A 17,818-nucleotide genomic window follows, 5' to 3' on the forward strand; every position below is an offset into this window, starting at 1 on the left:
CGGTGCCCCTCGCTACGTCGTTGCAACGGCGTTGGTATGGCGGAGGTTCGCCGCCATGGTGGACGCTTCCTTTCGAAGCGCTCTATCGCCGTGTGACGCATCGCCGCGCCGAGCGCTTTCGCAACGATCCTTCCTCGGTCGTTCGTCTGTCGGTGCCCGTGATCGTCGTCGGCAACATCACCGTCGGCGGGACGGGCAAGACACCTCTGATCGTCGCGCTGGCGAAGGCGATGGAGGAGCGCGGCTTCATGCCGGGTATCGTCAGCCGTGGCTATGGCGGTAGTGAGCGTGGGCCGTATCTGTTGACCGGCGACGACGATCCGGCAAAGGTGGGAGACGAGCCCTGCCTCATCCGCCAGAGCGGCGTCCCGGTCGCGATCGGACGGGAGCGTCCTGAAGCGGCCCGCCTGCTGGTCGATGCCGGTTGCGATCTGATCCTCGCCGACGATGGCTTACAGCACTACCGGCTGGGCCGCGATGTCGAGATCTGCGTCATCGACGGGGAACGCCGCCTCGGCAACGGACACCTGCTGCCGGCGGGGCCGCTGCGCGAACCGTCCAGCCGGCTCGCCGAGGTGGATTTCGTCGTCATCAACGGCGGCGTACCCACGAGTGGTGAAATCGCGATGCGATTGGAGGGAGGCGTCGCGGTGAACATGCGCGAATCCTCGCTCACGGCGCCGCTCGCGGATTTCGCGGGGCGGCCGGCGCACGCCGTGGCCGGTATCGGCAATCCCGCGCGTTTCTTCGCCAGTCTCGCCGCGCAAGGCATCGCCGTGCACGGCCATCCCTTCGCCGACCATCATGCTTTCACCCGCAACGACTTCACCTTCGCCGACGGGTGTCCCGTGCTGATGACCGACAAGGACGCCGTGAAATGCCGCCGCTTCGCCCGCGACAACTGGTGGCGCGTGCCCGTGCACGCCGTGCTGCCGGAGTCGTTCTACGACGCGGTGGCGGAGCGCATCCACTCCCGCGCTTCGTAGGCATCGCGGCAAGCTGCCGAATGCCGCACCCGGGTGGGAAGCGGGCTGGCCCGCGATGCTTCTATCTTCGTGCTGGCGTGGCGAATCGCGGGCCAGCCCGCTTCCCACCCGGGTGAGGGGACTCACGCCTTAAGCTGGCCCGCTGCCGCGGGATCGCCGACAAGGTCGGCTCCCACAAGGGTCGACTCCCGCCAAGGTCGGCTTCCATAAGGTCGACCCGCCAAGGGCTCCCTTAGCTGACATGAAAAAAAAGCCGGCCCTTGCGGCCGGCTTCTCATCGCACCAGATGGCTCGAAGGCGGCGCTTACTGCACGCGCGAGACATTGCCCTGTTCGTCGACGACGACGATGTCGCCCTCGCGGATCGCCGAGGCGTCCTTGACCTGCACGTTGGTGTAGCCGCCGGTGCCCATCTTCAGGCGCAGGGTGTAGGTATCGCTGCCGCCGCCCTTTCCGATCGCGTTACCGGCGAAGCCGCCACCGACCGCGCCGCCGACGGTGGCGAGGGTCTTGCCCTTGCCCTTGCCGACCTGATTGCCGAGCACGCCGCCGGCGATGGCGCCGATCACCGCGCCCGCGGTGCCGTGCTCGCGGCCGGCGGTGACGTTGTGTTCGATGCTCTGGACCACGCCGCACTGATCGCAACGCACGTAGATGCCGTCGCTGCGGGTCAGCGTGGCGGCCGAAACGGGGGCGACGACGGCGCTGGCGAGCAGGGCGGCCAGGGGAAGGCCGAGGACGGTCTTGATGTTCATGGAAGCTCCTTAGGGACGACCGGATGGGAGTTGGCCGTCAGCGACACCAGTCTAAGCATGTCGACTGAACGGAGATCGAGCGCAATTCTCATTTCACGCGTCGCATGGATACTACGCCGATGAGTACCGCCATCGTCTGGTTTCGCCGCGACCTCCGCCTCGCCGATAACCCCGCCCTGACCGAAGCCGCGAGGCGTCACGAACACATCGTTGCCTTATACGTGCATGCGCCGGAGGAGGAGGGCGAATGGGCGCCGGGTGCGGCCAGCCGCTGGTGGCTGCACCACTCCCTCGAAGCGCTGGATGCCTCGCTGGCCAGGAAGGGCGGGGGGCTCGACATCCTCAGGGGGACCAGTATCGACGCGCTTCGCGCCGCCATCGAAGCCACCGGCGCCGCCGCCGTGTACTTCAACCGGCTGTACGAGCCCAGAGCGATACGTCGGGACAAGGCGGTGAGGCGGGCCCTGGAGGGCGATGGCATCGAGGTGAAGTCCTTCAATGCCGCGCTTTGGGTCGAGCCATGGGACGTAGCCACGAAGCAGGGCGAGCCGTATCGGGTATTCACGCCGTTCTGGCGGAACATACGCACACGGATCGACGAGGTGGAGGTCTTGCCCGAGCCACCCCTGTGGGAGCCACCCTTGTGGGAGCCGCTTCAGCGGCGATCCCGCGGCAGCGGGCAAAGTCTCCGCGAGCGCCCATCGCCGCTGAAGCGGCTCCCACAAGAGCAGGGCGGCCTGCGAGAACAGGGCGGGGCGCTGGAAGTGGCGGATCTCGGCTTGCTGCCGGAACGCGACTGGGCCAGCGGCTTCGCCGAATGGACGCCGGGCGAGAGCGGCGCGCACGAGATGCTCGCGCTCTTCGCCGATGACGCGGTCGGCCACTACGTCGAAGGCCGCGACCTGCCGGCCCGGCATGGCACGTCGCGCCTGTCGCCGCATCTGCACTGGGGAGAGATCTCGCCGGCTCAGGTGGCCGCCGGACTGCGGTCGCATACCGCCAAAAACGGCAAGACGACCGACATCGAGCCCTATCTGCGACAGCTCGGCTGGCGTGAGTTCGCCCATCACCTGCTCTACCACTTCCCGAAAACACCGAAGGAAAACTTCAACCCGGCGTTCGACGCCTTCCGCTGGGCCAAGCCCGATGCGCATGCACTACGCCGCTGGAAGCAAGGCCGAACGGGCATTCCCATCGTCGACGCCGGCATGCGCGAGCTATGGGCCACGGGATGGATGCACAATCGCGTGCGCATGCTGGTCGCGAGCCTGCTGACGAAGAACCTTCGCCAGCACTGGGTGCTGGGCGAGAAGTGGTTCTGGGACACACTGGTCGACGCGGACCTGGCCAACAACGCCATGGGCTGGCAGTGGGTGGCCGGCAGCGGCGCGGACGCCGCGCCGTACTTCCGCATCTTCAATCCGGTGACCCAGTCCGAGAAATTCGATCCCGACGGCGCCTACATCCGGCGCTGGGTGCCTGAACTGGCGAAGGCGCCGGGGCGGCTCGTGCATGCGCCGTGGGAAGACGAAGCCTTCCTGAGAAGTTCAGGCTATCCGCCCCCGATCGTCGACCTCAAGGTGTCGCGCGAGAGTGCGCTCACGGCTTACCAGTCGATGCGTGGCGGTCGCGCAGGAGCAGGGCCAGCACCGGTGGCGTGACCATGGCAGTCAGCAGCGACATCGCCACGATCACGGCGTAGATCCGTTCGTCGAAGACACCGGCGGCGAGGCCGAGGCTGGCGATCACCACGCCCACCTCGCCACGTGGAACCATGCCGAACCCCACGATGGTCGCGCCGCGCTTGCCCAGCGTGATCGCACCGAGGAAGCCGCCGGCCAGCTTGGAGACGATGGCGATGACGGTGACGACGGTGAGCATCCACAGAGCGCTGGCGTTGCCCAGCTCGGCGAGGTTCACTTTCGCGCCGGTGACGACGAAGAAGAAGGGCGTGAGGAAGGCGAGCAGCGGCGCGGTCTGTTCCTCCAGCTGGTGCCGCTGGCTGGTCTCCGACGCGATCATGCCGGCGAGGAAGGCGCCGATGATGGCCGCGAGGTGGAACTTCATCGAGAGGAAAGCCAGCCCCAGGCACAACGCGAGCACGATCGCCAGAGGCGACATCGGATTGCTGGGCTTGTCGAGCCAGCCCGAGCCGCGGCGCATCACGCGCGCGCCGCCCCAGCCGATCACCGCCACGAAACCGATCGCACCGAGCAAGGTGCCGACCAGGCTGCCGACATCCACGGCGCCGCCGCCTTGCAGCGACGACACCACGCCGAGCAGGAGCATCGCGAGGATATCGTCGATCACCGCCGCGCCGAGGATGATCCGTGCCTCGCGCCGTTGCAGCACGCCCAGTTCCTGAAGCACACGCGCGGTGATGCCTGCCGACGTGGCGACGAAGGCGGCGGCGACGAACATGGAGCGGATCCAGTCGAAGCCGGAGCCGTGTGCCCAGAGCGAGCCGAGCACGAAGGGGATGATCACCCCCAGCACGCCGACGAGGAAGGCGCTGGTGCCGACCTTCTTCAGGTCGTCGAGCCGCGTTTCCAGGCCCACCGAGAACAGCAGCAGGATGACGCCGATCTCGGCGAGCACGTCCAATGGGGTGCCGGTGGCGATGTCGGGGAGGGTCACCCAGCCCAGGGCCGAGGGCCCGACGGCGCAGCCGGCGGCGATTTCGCCCACCACGGAGGGCAGGCGCAGGCGTTGCGCGATCTCGCCACCTATCTGCGCGGCGACGAAGATGATGAACAGGGTCAGCAGGATGCCGGCGGAGTCATGCATGGGATCGGTCCAGATCGAAGCCGCGAAGGAAGGCGCGGTGTCCTTGAGGGTAACCTCTATGAAGCCGTTTCCGCAGCTTTCGCCGATCGCGTGTCGCGCAACTGGCCGAAGATCCAGCTCGCGGCGAGGGTGATCAAGCCGAGCACGATGACCGACCAACGGAACGCCCACACGTAACCCTGGGCGTTATGGGAGGCGAGGAACCCACCCATCAGCAACGATGCCAGGGCGATGCCGAAGCTCATCGACAGGTATTGGGCGGTCGAGGCCATGGACGAGGCCATGGAGGCGTACTTCACGTCGAGATCGACGTAGGCCAGGGTGTTCATCGAGGTGTACTGCAACGACATCACCGCGCCGTAAACGTAGACGAAGGCGACGATGACCCAGGGCGGCGACTGCGGCGTGAGCAGGGCGAACGAACACAGCACGATCGACACGGCGATGGTGTTGCCCAGCAACAGGCGGCGGTAGCCGAAGTACGTGAGCAGGCGGTCGATGAAAGGCTTGACGCTGATCGAGCCGATGGCCTGCGGCACCATCATCAGGCCGGCGGCGAGCGGCGACCAGCCACAGCCGATCTGCAGGAACAGCACCAGCAGCAGGTACATGCCCGACACGCCCAGGCGCGTGAACAGGTTGCCGGCCAGCGATACCCACACGCTTCGCACCTTCAACAGCGAAAGATCACTCACCGGGAATTCGGTGCGCCGGCTATGGCGCACGTAGAGCGACGCCAGCGCGACGCCGCCGAGCGCGTAGCCGGCGACGGCGGCACCGTGACCGCCACCCTCGCTGCCCAGGGTTTCCGCCGCCATCAGGCACAGCGCCGAGGCGCCGGCGAAGAGAAGGAAACCCGCGGTGTCGAAACGGTGCGCGCGGTCGAGCCGGTAGTCCGGCATCTCGCGGCGGTTGAGCACCAGGCCGACAATGCCCACGGGCACGTTGATGAGGAAGATCAGGCGCCAGTTGGTGAATTCCACCAGGGCGCCGCCGAGCAAGGGGCCGAAGACCGAGCCGAGCAGGCCGAAGGTGGCCACGGTGGTCATCGAGCTGACGAACTCGCGACGATCGATGCTGCGCACCAACACGTAGCGGCCCACCGGCATCAGCGCCGCGCCGCCCAGGCCCTGGATGATCCGCGAGGCCACCAGCTGCGGCAGGCTCTGCGCCACGCCGCACAGCAGCGAGCCGAGGGCGAACACCAGGATCGCGCCGCCGAACACGCGGCGCGTGCCGAACCGGTCGCACAGCCACGGGCTCATCGGGATGAAGATGGCCAGGGTCAGCACATAGCTGGTCAGGGCCGTGCGCATGCTCAGCGGCGTCACCGCGAGCGCCCCCGCGATGGCGGGAACGGCCGTGTTGACGATCGTCGAGTCCAGCGCCTGCATGAAAAACGCAGCCGAAACGAGCCAGATCAGGCCGCGATAACGCGCCTTGCTGGAGGGCTCCGCCGGGGCGAGGGCCGGTCGATCGGTGGGGAGGGCGTGGACGTCGGTCGATTCTGGGGTGGCGATGACGTCGTGAGGGGGCATGGCCGATCGATTATAGCCGATGGCATTCTTGCTTTTGCCGCGGCATCGGCCGACAGTTCAGGGTCGCGTCGGTGACGCGCGCGCCATCACGGATCCTGCACATGCCACAAGCCTCCGCCACCGCCCCCGCCGAAGCCATCGAACGCGCGCAGACCCTGCGCCGCCTCATCGAGGACGCGAACTACCGTTACCACGTGCTCGACGATCCCGATATCGCCGACGCCGAATACGACCGGCTCATGCGGGAGCTGGAAGCGCTGGAGGCGGAGTATGCCGACCTCGCCGGCGACGATTCGCCTACACGCCGGGTCGGTGCCCGTGCGAAAGGTGGCTTCGCCGAGGTCGTCCACGCGGTGCCGATGCTTTCGCTGGGCAACGCGTTCGAGCAGGAAGGCGATAACGATCGCGAGAAGTACCGCGAGGTCGCGGACTTCGAGCGGCGCATCGAGCAGACCCTCGGCCGCAAGAACCCCGTGTTCTCCGTGGAGCCCAAGCTCGACGGCCTGGCGATCAGCCTGCGCTACGAGAACGGCGTGTTCGTGCAAGGCGCCACGCGAGGCGACGGCGCGGTCGGCGAGGACGTCACGGCCAACCTCCGAACGGTGAAGGCCATTCCCCTGCGCCTGCGCGGCGAAGGGTGGCCGCGTGTGCTCGAAGTACGCGGCGAGGTGATCATGCCGCGCGCCGCGTTCGAGGCCTTCAACGAGCGTGCCCGCGCCGCGGGCGAGCGTCCGCTGGCGAACCCTCGCAATGGCGCGGCGGGCTCGCTGCGCCAGCTCGATCCCGCCATCACGGCCAAGCGGCCGCTGGCGTTCTTCGCTTACGCGGTGGGCCGGGTCGAGGGCGGGGAATTGCCGGACACGCATTCGGCCACGCTGAAGAAGCTTCGCGAGTGGGGCTTTCCCGTGTCGCCGGAGGTCTCCACCGCGAAGGGATTCGACGGCCTCATCACGTACTTCCACAGGATCGGCGCGAAGCGCGACAGCCTGCCGTACGACATCGACGGCGTGGTGTACAAACTGGACGATTACGAAGGCCAGCGCGAGATGGGCTTCGTCTCGCGCGCGCCGCGCTGGGCCATCGCGCACAAGTACCCCGCGCAGGAGCAGATGACCACGGTGGAGGCGATCGAGATCCAGATCGGCCGCACCGGCGCGGCGACGCCGGTGGCCCGGCTCACGCCGGTGCAGGTCGGTGGCGTCACCGTGACCAACGCCACGCTGCACAACGCCGACCAGGTCGCGCGGCTCGACGTGCGCATCGGCGACACCGTGATCGTGCGCCGCGCGGGCGATGTCATTCCCGAAGTGGCCCGCGTGGTGGAAGAGCGCCGCCCCGCGAAGACCGTGCCATGGAAGATGCCGGAGACGTGCCCGGTCTGCGGTTCCGAATTGCTGCGCGAGGAAGGTGCGGCCGCTTACCGCTGCTCGGGTGGGCTCATCTGTGCCGCGCAGCGGAAAGAGGCACTGATCCATTTCGCCTCGCGCCGGGCCATGGACATCGACGGCCTCGGCGATCGCTTCGTCGACGCACTGGTCGAGTTCGACATGGTGCACACGCCGGCCGACCTTTACGGGCTCACCGTCGAGAGCTTCGTGCGGATGAAGACGTTCGCCGACGAACGCGATGGTTCCACGCCGGAGACGGTGAAGCAGGGCAAGGTCGCCACTAAGTGGGCCGAGAACCTGGTCCAAGCCATCGAGGCGAGCAAGCGCTCCACCTTGCCGCGCTTCCTGTTCGCGCTGGGCATCATGCACATCGGCGAAAGCACGGCGAAGACGCTGGCCAACTGGCTGGGATCGCTGGAGCACGTCCGGCACACGCCTGCGCCGGTGCTGCGCGTGCTGCCCGATATTGGCGACGAAGTGGCGACCTCCATCGCCGCGTTCTTCGAGCAGGAAGGCAACCAGCGGGTGGTGGATGCATTGCTGGCGGCGGGCATCACCTTCGCCGACGAAGGCGCGCCATCGCCGAAGCTGCGCGATCGCCTGGGACTGGACGTGCTCCTGGACGCCGCGAAGGTGCCGAAGCTGGGCCCGAAGAGCACCGCTCTTCTCGCGAAGCATTACGCCAGCTTCGACGCCCTGGCGAAGGCCGGCGAGCACCAGTGGATCGTCGCCGGTGTACCGCAGGCCGCGGCTACCAATCTCACTGCCTGCCTCGCCGACGAAGACCGGCTGGCGGCGCTACGCCGTGCCGACGAGGCCATGCGCAGGCTGGCCGAGGCGCTGCCTGCCCGGGCAGCCTCCACGCTTCCGCTGGAAGGCATGACCTACGTGATCACCGGCACGATGGAAACGCTCAAGCGCGACGATGCCACCGAGCGCCTGGAGTCGCTCGGCGCCAAGGTGGCGGGTTCGGTGTCGAAGAAGACCACGGGCGTGTTCGCCGGCGAGGCGGCGGGCTCGAAGCTCGACAAGGCGAACGAGCTCGGCGTGCCGGTGTACACGGAGGCCGATCTCATCGCCTTGTTGCAGGAACATGGAGTGGCGCCGTGAAGGACCTCGGCAACCTGCGCCTGCGCGCGGAGACATACGCGCACATCCGCGCCTTCTTCGCCGGACGCGACGTGCTGGAGGTGGAAACGCCGATCCTCTCCGCGGCAGGCAATACCGACCCCAACATCCAGAGTTTTCGCACGCGATTCAGCGGGCACGTCGACGCCGGCGCGCCCGAACGCTGGTTGCGCACGTCGCCGGAGTTTCCGTTGAAGCGCCTGCTCGCCGCCGGGCTGGGCGATTGCTATGAGTTGGGCAGGGTGTTCCGCGACGGCGAGGCCGGTGGCCGGCACAACCCCGAGTTCACCATGCTCGAGTGGTACCGCGTGGGCTGGGATGAAGCGAAGCTCGCCCGCGAGGTGATCGATCTGTTGGAACGCGTGCTGGTGCAGGCGGGGCACACTTTCGACATCGTGGAAACGACGTATCGCAGCCTGTTCCGCGACGCGCTCGGCATCGACCCGCTCACGGACCCGGTGGAGCGCTTGCAGGTGCCTCTCGCCAGTTCCGGCATCGATCCGGAGGGTCTGGAGCGCGACGACTGGCTCGATCTGCTGATGACGCACAAGATCCAGCCGGCGTTCCCGCGCGACCGGATCACGGTGGTTTCCGATTATCCAGCCAGCCAGTGCGCGCTGGCGCGCATCCGCCAGGACGATCCGCCCGTGGCGAAGCGGTTCGAGGCATACGTGGGACCGTACGAGGTGGCGAATGGCTACCACGAACTCAACGATCCCGTGGAGCAGCGTGCCCGTTTCGAACGCGACAACGCGAAGCGGCGCGCGCGTGGGCTGGACGAGGTGCCGATCGACGAGAACCTGCTCGCGGTGCTGGGGCGCATGCCCGATTGCGCCGGCGTGGCCCTCGGCGTCGAGCGGCTGCTGATGGTGCTGGCGCGCACCGACGCGATCGCCGACGTGCTCGCGTTTCCTTTCTCGGAGGCCTGACCGGCGATGCTCGAAGCGATTCATCACGTGGCGCTGATCTGTTCGGATTACGCGCGCTCGAAGGCCTTCTATACCGAGGTGCTCGGGTTGAAGGTGGTCCATGAGGCGTATCGCGAAGCGCGCGATTCGTGGAAGCTGGACCTGGAGGTGAGCCCGGGGGTGCAGTTGGAATTGTTTTCGTTCCCCTCGCCGGCGAAACGGCCTTCGCGGCCGGAGGCGCAAGGGTTGCGCCATCTTGCGTTCTCGGTGAGCGATATCGATACGGTGGTGGCGACGCTCAGTGAGCGCGGCGTGGTGTGCGAGCCGATTCGTGTCGATGAATACACGGGGCGACGGTTTACGTTCTTTGCCGATCCCGACGAGCTGCCGATCGAACTTTACGAGCGTTGAGGGGAGGGGCCGCTGAATCGCTGAGAGGCCGGGCCCGCTGCCGCGGGATCGCCGCTGAAGCGGCTCCCACATAGAGCATCACCGCTGAAGCGGCTCCCACAAGAGCATCGCCGACAGGGTCGGCTCCCACCACAGCAGCCCGAGCGGCCCACCAGACTGGCGCCAACCTGGTGGGAGCCGACCTTGTCGGCGATCCGCGGCAGCGGATGCTCCATGTGGGAGCCGCTTCAGCGGCGATGGTCGCGGCAGCGACCGCCAACCCACCTCAAAACTCCAAGTCCTGCGCCGCGCACAGATAATCCACCATCGGCGCCAGCCGCTTGAAGTGGTCCACCACGAACGGCAGCAACTCCGGCGAGCACGCCATCGCCTCGTCGAAATCGCGCCCCGCGGCGAAGTTCTTCCGCTTCAGGTCCTCGATCAGTTCGTGGTTCGCATCGAATCCGCGCGGGGGCCGCGACAGGCTCTCGCCCCAGAACGCGAAGCGCTCCTGGAACGCCTTGCCATGCGTGGCACGCTTCCATGCCCCCGGGTTATCGGCTAGGAACTCACGCAGCTTCTTCAACACCGGCGGCTCCGGGTGCCACATGCCCCCACCGACGAAGCACTCACCCGGCTGGATGTGCAGGTAGAACCCCGGCGCCTGAATCTCGTGGCGGCGCTCATGAAAGAACCGCGCTCCCTGCCAGCCTTTGTAAGGCTGCTTGTCGTTGGCGAAACGCGTATCGCGATGCAGCCGGTACAACGAACCGCCCACCTTGCGCGGATCGGCCCTGAAATGTGGACTGATCCTGGCCAGCGGCGCGGCGAGGTCGCCGATCAACGCGAGGAAGGGCTCGCGCACGTGACGTTCATAGTCGTCCTTGTGATTCTGGAACCACTCGCGGTTGTTGTTGCGGACCAGTGATTTGAAGAAGCGAAACGTGGCAGGCGTGAAATAGGTCTTTGGCATGGGGGTCTTCAGCGGAGTTCCTGGCCCCAGGCTTCCAGCTCGTCGAGCAGGGCGAGGGGCGCGCCGGGCAGGGCGCGCAGGGTGGCAAGTTCGGCGTCGTAGTCGTCGAGGGTGAGCGTGGTGAGAGGGCCGTGGCGGGTGAGGCGGTCGGCGCGGAAAGCCTCCCAGCGCTCGTGTTCCTCGAGGCTGAGCGTCTCCGGCCAGTTCCGCGCGCGATAACGGAACAGCAGTTCCGGGTAACGGGGATCGCGAAAATTGAAACGATGCGTGCCCAGTTGCTCCGGTGGCGTGGCGCGCACCTCGGCCAGCAGGCGGCGGTCGGCGTCCGGCAGGAAGCCACCGTACAGCGCCAGCTCCGGATCTTCGGCCGGAGGCAGCGCGGCCGCATGGCCATAGACGCGGCGCAGCTTCTCGGCGAGTCCGCTCGCATGGCGCAAGGCGCCGAGATGGCGCTCCACGGCATCCATGTCGAGCCCCAGGCGAGCGTGGTCGATGCCTTTCAGCACCGACAGCGGTGCCAGCGCCGGAGCGTGGTTCGCGCGGATGGTACGTAGCGCGATTCGTTCCACGCCTTCCGGCAGATCCGCGCGCGAGGTGAACACGCGATCGGCGATGTCGCCCTCGTCCAGCGCGAGCAGGTCGGCGGGATCGGCGGTGAGGTCGTAGACGATGATCTCGCCGGCGCGCGAGGGATGCGCCGCCAGGGGCGCGACCACGGTCAGGCACTGCCGGCTGGCGGGGTAGCGCGACGACACGTGGACCACGGGCGTCATCGCGGCGACGTCCAGTAATTCGAAAACACGCTGCTTGCGCCGCAGGGCGAAATACCAGTCCCACAATTTCGGCTGTTTTTGCCGGATGAGCCGGGCCAGGGCGATCAGCGCCTCGACATCCGAGAGCGCGTCGTGCGCGCGGGCCTGCTTCAGCCCGTTCGCCGTGGCGAGGTGCTCCAGCTTGAAACTCGGTGTGCCGTCCTCGCGGGTAGGCCATACGATGCCTTCCGGACGCAGCGCCTGGCACATGCGCACCAGGTCGATCAGGTCCCAGCGCGAGTTGCCGTTTTCCCATTCACGGCCATAGGGATCGTAGAAGTTCCGGTACAGGAGGTGGCGGGTGAATTCATCGTCGAACCGCAGCGAGTTGTAGCCGACGGTGCAGGTGCCGGGCAGGGCGAGCTGCTCGTGGATCGCAGCCGCGAAGATGGCTTCCTTCAGGCCCTCGCGCTCGGCCAACTGGGGGGCGATGCCGGTGACGAGGCAGGCGGCCGGTTGCGGAGGCATGTCGCGCGGCGGCTTGCAGTAGATCATCAGCGGTTCGCCGACCACCTCCAGGTTGGCATCGGTGCGGATGCCGGCGAACTGGCTGGGACGGTCCCGCCGCGGATCGGTGCCAAAGGTTTCGTAGTCGTGCCAGAAGAAGGTCGGTTCGGCCATCCCGAGATGATCTCACGTTCCGGTGCTCCTGCAGGCCAGGGGCCCCGCGGGTTAGACTCCGCAGTACCAAAGGAGCGCCCATGACGCCAGCGAACGAAGACAACCTCATCTGGATCGATCTGGAAATGACCGGCCTGGATACGGATAACGATTCCATCCTGGAAATCGCCACCATCGTGACGGACAAGGATCTGAACGTGCTCGCCGAGGGACCGGTCTTCGCCATCTCGCATGCGGATGCCCGCCTGCAACAGATGGACGCCTGGAATCGCAACCAGCACATGCGCTCCGGCCTGTGGGGACGTTCGGTGGAATCGGATACCTCGCCGGAGCAGGCCGAGGAAGCGACCATCGCTTTCCTGCGCCAGTGGGTGCCCGCCGGCAAGTCGCCGATGTGCGGCAACTCCATCTGCCAGGACCGCCGCTTCCTGCACCGCGAAATGCCGAAGCTGGAACGCTACTTCCACTATCGCAACCTCGACGTGTCCACCCTCAAGGAACTGTCTCGGCGCTGGTCGCCGGAGATCGTCCGCGGCTTCGCCAAGGACTCGGCGCACACCGCGCTGTCGGACATCCGCGATTCCATCGACGAGCTGCGCTATTACCGCCATTTCATGGGCGCGCTCGGCGGCCAGCAGCCGGGTTGAGCCCATGAATACCGATCCCTTCGCCACCGTGCTCGACTGCAACGGCCGCGCCCTGGTCCTCGATCGCCCCCGCGTGGTCGGCATCGTCAACGTCACTCCCGACTCGTTTTCGGACGGTGGCCGGCACGACACCCTCGAAGCCGCCTACGCGCATGCGATGAAGCTGGCGGAAGAGGGCGCGGACATGCTCGACATCGGCGGCGAGTCCACCCGCCCGGGCGCCGACGAGGTGCCGGTGGAGGAAGAGATCCGCCGCGTCGTGCCACTGATCGAACGCCTCGCGGCAGGCACCACGTTGCCGTTGTCCATCGATACCTCGAAGCCCGAGGTGATGCGTGCCGCCGTCGGCGCGGGCGCGGGCATGATCAACGACGTGTACGCGCTTCGCCGCGAGGGCGCGCTGGATACCGCCGCCGAACTGCGCGTGCCGGTCTGCCTCATGCACATGCAGGGCGAGCCGCGCACGATGCAGGACGCCCCGGACTACGACGACGTGGTCGGCGACGTCCATCGCTTCCTGACCGACCGGCTGTTCTCCTGCGAGCTGGCGGGCATCGAGCGGCGCAGGGTGCTGGTCGACCCCGGTTTCGGATTCGGCAAGAACCTCGAGCACAACCTCGCCCTGCTACGGGCAATGGGCCGGTTCGCCGAACTCGGCGCGGGCGCATACGCCGGTGTCTCGCGCAAGGGGATGATCGGTGCCATGACCGGCCGGCAGGACCCTTCCGCCCGGTTGCACGGCTCGGTCGCCGCGGCGTTGATCGCCGTCCAGCGCGGCGCCGTGATGGTCCGCGTCCACGACGTGGCGCCCACGGTCGACGCCCTGGCGGTCTGGGCCGCCGTGAAGGCCGGCGACACCGCCCCCCGCCACGACAAGCCGTCGATGCCCCGCTGGCCCGACGACGACTGACGCCCCGGTGCGCACCCCCGATGGCCCCGCACCCCGGTGGTCCCACTCCCCGGTGGTACCGCGCCCTGGTGGTACCGCGCCCTGGTGGGAGCCGACCCTGTCGGCGATTCGGCGATAGCCCCACCAGCCGGCTAGCCCTTCCGAGATATCCGGCACTTTCACCCCGCCGGAGTATCCTTTGCCGATCCCGCAAGGACGATAAGACCATGAGTGAACGCAAGTATTTCGGCACCGACGGCATCCGAGGCCACGTCGGTACCTACCCGATCAGCGCCGACTTCATCCTCCGCCTGGGCCGCGCCGCCGGAGCCGTGCTGGCGCGCCGCCGCGCCGCCGACCGTCGTGGCGCCACGGCCGGCCCGGACCGCCGCGACCACAGCCGCAAGGTCACCGTGGTGATCGGCAAGGACACCCGCGTGTCCGGCTACATGTTCGAATCCGCCCTGGAAGCCGGCCTGGTCGCCTCGGGCGCCGACGTGCGCCTGCTCGGCCCGATGCCGACCCCGGCGGTCGCCTTCCTCACGCGCTCGTTGCGCGCCGATGCGGGCATCGTCATCAGCGCGTCGCACAATCCGCACCAGGACAACGGCATCAAGTTCTTCTCCGGCCAGGGCGAAAAGCTCGACGACGAGCTGGAAGCCGAGATCGAGGCCGAGATCGAGGCCGATTTCGTGACGGTGGCCTCGGACGCCCTGGGCAAGGCCAGCCGCATCGACGATGCCGTGACCCGCTACGCCGAATTCTGCAAATCCACCGTGGCCGACGAGTTCTCGCTGCGCGGGCTGAGCGTCGTGCTCGACTGCGCGCACGGTGCGACCTACCAGGTGGCGCCGAAGGTGTTCCGCGAACTGGGCGCCGAGGTCACCACCATCGGCACCGAACCTGACGGCCTCAACATCAATCGCGGCGTGGGCTCCACCGATCCCGCCGCGCTCGCCGCGGCCGTGGTCGCGCGTGGCGCCGATCTGGGCATCGCCTTCGACGGCGACGGCGATCGCGTGCGCGTGGTCGACGCCGACGGCACGGTGACCGATGGCGACGACATGCTCTACGTCATCGCCCGGCACTGGAAGCGCCGCGCCGCCTTGCCCGGCCCGGTGGTCGGCACGCTGATGAGCAACTATGGCTTGCAGCGCGCGCTCAAGGCCATGGACATTCCCTTCGTCCGTGCGAACGTGGGCGATCGCTACGTGTTGCAGCAGCTGAAGGAATACGGCGGCGTGCTCGGTGGCGAGACCTCCGGCCATGTGCTGTGCCTGGACCGTTTCACCACGGGCGACGGCATCGTCGCGGCGCTGGCCTTGCTCGAAGCCCTGGCCGACGCCGGGGAGACCTTCGCCGAGGCCCGCGCCGGACTGGTCAAGTTGCCGCAGACGATGGTCAACGTGCGTGTCGAGGGCGCCAAGGCGGCGCTGGGCACGCCCACGGTGAAACAGGCGCTGGCCGAGGTGGAGGCGGCGCTGGAAGGCCGCGGCCGCGTGGTCCTGCGTGCTTCCGGCACGGAACCGCTCGTGCGCGTGACGATCGAGGCGGCTGACGCGGCCGAGGTGGAACGGCTGGCGGCGCAGCTGGCCGACGCCGTAAAATCGGCGGCCCAGGCCACGGCCTGATCCTCCGACCAGCGGAAACAGCATGAAGAAGGTTCCCACCCTCGATATCCGTCGCTACGAGACCGACCGCGAAGCCTTCGTGGCCGAGCTGGGCGCGGCGTACCGAGAATTCGGTTTCTGCTGCATCAGCGGACACGGCATCGCGAAAGAGGCCATCGACGGCGCGTATGACGCCTTCAAGCGCTTTTTCGCCCTGCCGGACGAGACCAAGCGGAAGTACCACATCCCCGGTGGCGGTGGCGCGCGCGGCTACACGCCGTTCAAGGTGGAAACCGCCAAGGACAGCAAGTTCGCCGACCTGAAGGAGTTCTGGCATATCGGCCGCGAGATCCCGCGCGATTCGAAGTTCGCCGACGTGATGCCGCCCAACGTGTGGCCGGCCGAAGTGCCGGACTTCAAGGAGCACGGTTACGGGCTGTACGAGGCGCTGGACCAGCTCGGCGCCCGCGTGCTGCGCGCCCTGGCCCTGCACATCGAATTGCCGGAGCATTTCTTCGACGACAAGATCGATTCGGGCAACTCGATCCTGCGCCCGATCCATTACCCGCCGATCGAACAGGCCGACGTGCCGAACGTGCGCGCGGGCGCGCACGAGGACATCAACTTCATCACGCTGCTGGTCGGCGCGAGCGCCGAAGGCCTGGAAGTGCTCACGCGCGAGGGCGACTGGCTGCCAATCACCACGGAGGGTGACGCCATCGTGGTCAACATCGGCGACATGCTCCAGCGCCTGACCAACCACGTGTACCCGTCCACCACCCACCGCGTGACCAATCCGCCGAACGAGAACGCGCGCAAGCCGCGCTATTCCGTGCCGTTCTTCCTGCACCCGAATCCCGACGTGGTGCTCGACGTGCTGCCGTCCTGCGTCACGCCCGACAACCCGAAGCGCTACCCCGAGCCGATCACGGCGCACGAGTACCTTCAGGAACGTCTGCGGGAGATCAAGCTGATCTGACCGCGTCTTAGCGGGTTTTTCACCGGGAGGGGGAGAGCATCCACCCTCCCGGTTCCGTTTCCGGAGTCACCAGTGACACCCTCACGCCCGCTTTCGCGAGCCAAACGCTCGTCGCCCCGTAAAAAATCCGCCGTCCGCTCGGCGGCCCAACGCACGCGCCGCCAGCGCACCGTGCGCGCCCGCGGCCGCGCCTGACGCCCCGAGAGACAGAGGTGGCTCCAGCTCCGGTGGCTCCGGTGGGAGCCGACCCTGTCGGCGATCCCGCGGCAGCGGGCCAGATTGCGGCGAGCACCCATCGCCGCTGAAGCGGCTTCCCACGACAGCATCGAGCAGGCCAGGTAGGAATAGACCTGGTGGGAGCCGACCCTGTCGGCGATCCCGCGGCAGCGGGCCAGATTGTGGCGAGCACCCATCGCCGACAAGGTCGGCTCCCACTCGGAGCTGATGCTCCCAAGCGAACGTCACGGCGTCACGAGATCCGCCGCTTCCGCCTTCTCCCCGCGGTGCAGCCACGGATGCGCGAACACGGCGGTCAGAATGACCGCCACGCCGGCGTAGAACGTCCAGCCCAGCTCGCGCTGCTCGCCCAGCAGTGGAATCGCCAGGACGATGGCGTACACCGGTTCAAGGTTCGTCACCATCTGCGTCGCGAACGCGGAGAGATGGCGCAGCGCGGCCAGCGCCAGCGCGAAGGGCAGCAGCGTGCAGCCATAGGCGAGCACGAGCATCAGCGCGCCATCGTGCGCATCGGGCAGGACGAACGCGGGCGAGGCGAGGAAGGGAGCCAACGCCGTGAGGAACAGCGTGCCGGTGCCGAGTTCGACGCAGGTCACGGTCAGGGCGTCGGCCTTGTCGACCAGGCGCTTGTTCATCGCGCTGAAGAAGGCCACGAATAAGGCGGAGAGCACGCCGATGGCCAGACCCAGCCGCATGTCGCCGGGGAGCCCACCGGCGACCAACGCCACGCCCGGCACCACGGCCGCGCCGATCAGCAATTCGCGCGGATCGAATCGGCGCCCCGCCACCCACGGTTCGACGATCGCTAGGAACACCGGGCACAAGGCAATGCAGGTGGCGGCGACGGACGCGTTGGCGAGCTTGATGGCGCCGTAGAAGGTGAGCCAGTGCAGCGCGACGATCACACCGACGCCGGCATAGGAAAGCAGCAGGCGTGGCGGCATCGCGCGCAGTTCGCGCCAGACCTTCGGCACGCAAAGCAGGGTTGCGGACACCAGGAGCATGCGCCACCACACCAAGGGCAACGCGGGCAGGGTGATCAACTTGCCGAGGATGGCGGTAAAGCCCCAGAGCAGGACGCAGAAGTGGATCTGCAGGTGGGCTTTGCGGTAGGGAGACATCGGTAGAGCTTGCCCGAAGGCGGGGGTGTTTTACAGGAGCCGGTAAGGGT

At 67.6% G+C, this 17,818-nt stretch carries 15 protein-coding genes; 9 read left to right on the forward strand and 6 right to left on the reverse strand.

The genetic code is table 11. The features are described from left to right. Positions 1 to 2 precede the first annotated feature (2 nt). The gene (gene lpxK / locus QFZ41_RS18225; RefSeq protein WP_429200024.1) at positions 3 to 986 is read left to right on the forward strand and encodes a tetraacyldisaccharide 4'-kinase; all 984 of its coding nucleotides are present in this window, start codon (positions 3 to 5) and stop codon (positions 984 to 986) included. Positions 987 to 1,290: 304 nt separating this feature from the next. Here lpxK and QFZ41_RS18230 read toward each other — a convergent pair whose 3' ends face one another. Continuing rightward, positions 1,291 to 1,740 (reverse strand): glycine zipper 2TM domain-containing protein, encoded by a 450-nt coding sequence (locus QFZ41_RS18230; protein WP_429200025.1) that lies wholly within the window; start codon positions 1,738 to 1,740, stop codon positions 1,291 to 1,293. Between the two features lie 119 nt (positions 1,741 to 1,859). On the opposite strand from QFZ41_RS18230, the gene QFZ41_RS18235 reads away from it, so the two are divergent. Next, complete coding sequence (locus QFZ41_RS18235) at positions 1,860 to 3,401, forward strand: cryptochrome/photolyase family protein (protein WP_429200026.1); 1,542 nt, start codon at positions 1,860 to 1,862, stop codon at positions 3,399 to 3,401. Here QFZ41_RS18235 and QFZ41_RS18240 read toward each other — a convergent pair. Both QFZ41_RS18240 and QFZ41_RS18245 read right to left on the reverse strand, forming a co-directional pair. After that, complete coding sequence (locus QFZ41_RS18240; RefSeq protein WP_429200027.1) at positions 3,340 to 4,527, reverse strand: cation:proton antiporter; 1,188 nt, start codon at positions 4,525 to 4,527, stop codon at positions 3,340 to 3,342. The genes QFZ41_RS18235 and QFZ41_RS18240 overlap by 62 nt on opposite strands. 56 nt (positions 4,528 to 4,583) lie before the next feature. Then, positions 4,584 to 6,065 carry an MFS transporter gene (locus QFZ41_RS18245; protein WP_429200028.1) on the reverse strand — a complete coding sequence of 494 codons (1,482 nt, stop codon included), beginning with the start codon at positions 6,063 to 6,065 and terminating at the stop codon, positions 4,584 to 4,586. A 101-nt stretch (positions 6,066 to 6,166) separates the two neighbouring features. On the opposite strand from QFZ41_RS18245, the gene ligA reads away from it, so the two are divergent. The 3 genes from ligA to gloA2 are packed head-to-tail and all read left to right on the forward strand — an operon-like array spanning position 6,167 to position 9,900. Then, complete coding sequence (gene ligA / locus QFZ41_RS18250; protein ID WP_429200029.1) at positions 6,167 to 8,563, forward strand: NAD-dependent DNA ligase LigA; 2,397 nt, start codon at positions 6,167 to 6,169, stop codon at positions 8,561 to 8,563. Then, complete coding sequence (gene epmA / locus QFZ41_RS18255; RefSeq protein ID WP_429200030.1) at positions 8,560 to 9,510, forward strand: EF-P lysine aminoacylase EpmA; 951 nt, start codon at positions 8,560 to 8,562, stop codon at positions 9,508 to 9,510. The genes ligA and epmA overlap by 4 nt, the downstream gene beginning before the upstream one ends. 6 nt (positions 9,511 to 9,516) lie before the next feature. Then, positions 9,517 to 9,900: an SMU1112c/YaeR family gloxylase I-like metalloprotein gene (gloA2, locus tag QFZ41_RS18260; RefSeq protein ID WP_429200031.1), complete on the forward strand. Its 384-nt coding sequence runs from the start codon at positions 9,517 to 9,519 to the stop codon at positions 9,898 to 9,900. Between the two features lie 265 nt (positions 9,901 to 10,165). Here gloA2 and QFZ41_RS18265 read toward each other — a convergent pair whose 3' ends face one another. After that, positions 10,166 to 10,852 carry a DUF2461 domain-containing protein gene (locus tag QFZ41_RS18265; RefSeq protein ID WP_429200032.1) on the reverse strand — a complete coding sequence of 229 codons (687 nt, stop codon included), beginning with the start codon at positions 10,850 to 10,852 and terminating at the stop codon, positions 10,166 to 10,168. 8 nt (positions 10,853 to 10,860) lie between these two features. Then, the gene (sbcB, locus tag QFZ41_RS18270) at positions 10,861 to 12,285 is read right to left on the reverse strand and encodes an exodeoxyribonuclease I (protein ID WP_429200033.1); all 1,425 of its coding nucleotides are present in this window, start codon (positions 12,283 to 12,285) and stop codon (positions 10,861 to 10,863) included. An 80-nt stretch (positions 12,286 to 12,365) separates the two neighbouring features. Between sbcB and orn the strand changes: the two genes are divergently transcribed. From orn to QFZ41_RS18290, 4 genes are all read left to right on the forward strand, one after another. Further along, positions 12,366 to 12,932: an oligoribonuclease gene (gene orn, locus QFZ41_RS18275; RefSeq protein ID WP_429200034.1), complete on the forward strand. Its 567-nt coding sequence runs from the start codon at positions 12,366 to 12,368 to the stop codon at positions 12,930 to 12,932. A 4-nt stretch (positions 12,933 to 12,936) separates the two neighbouring features. After that, the gene (gene folP / locus QFZ41_RS18280) at positions 12,937 to 13,842 is read left to right on the forward strand and encodes a dihydropteroate synthase (protein WP_429200035.1); all 906 of its coding nucleotides are present in this window, start codon (positions 12,937 to 12,939) and stop codon (positions 13,840 to 13,842) included. A gap of 206 nt (positions 13,843 to 14,048) precedes the next feature. Then, positions 14,049 to 15,452 carry a phosphoglucosamine mutase gene (gene glmM / locus QFZ41_RS18285; RefSeq protein WP_429200036.1) on the forward strand — a complete coding sequence of 468 codons (1,404 nt, stop codon included), beginning with the start codon at positions 14,049 to 14,051 and terminating at the stop codon, positions 15,450 to 15,452. Positions 15,453 to 15,474: 22 nt separating this feature from the next. Then, positions 15,475 to 16,410: an isopenicillin N synthase family dioxygenase gene (locus tag QFZ41_RS18290; protein ID WP_429200037.1), complete on the forward strand. Its 936-nt coding sequence runs from the start codon at positions 15,475 to 15,477 to the stop codon at positions 16,408 to 16,410. Positions 16,411 to 16,871: 461 nt separating this feature from the next. Here QFZ41_RS18290 and QFZ41_RS18295 read toward each other — a convergent pair whose 3' ends face one another. Then, positions 16,872 to 17,768: a DMT family transporter gene (locus tag QFZ41_RS18295; protein WP_429200038.1), complete on the reverse strand. Its 897-nt coding sequence runs from the start codon at positions 17,766 to 17,768 to the stop codon at positions 16,872 to 16,874. Between the last annotated feature and the right edge of the window lie 50 nt (positions 17,769 to 17,818).

Origin of the sequence: Luteibacter sp. W1I16, from assembly GCF_050434905.1 — a bacterium.
Lineage (GTDB): Bacteria > Pseudomonadota > Gammaproteobacteria > Xanthomonadales > Rhodanobacteraceae > Luteibacter.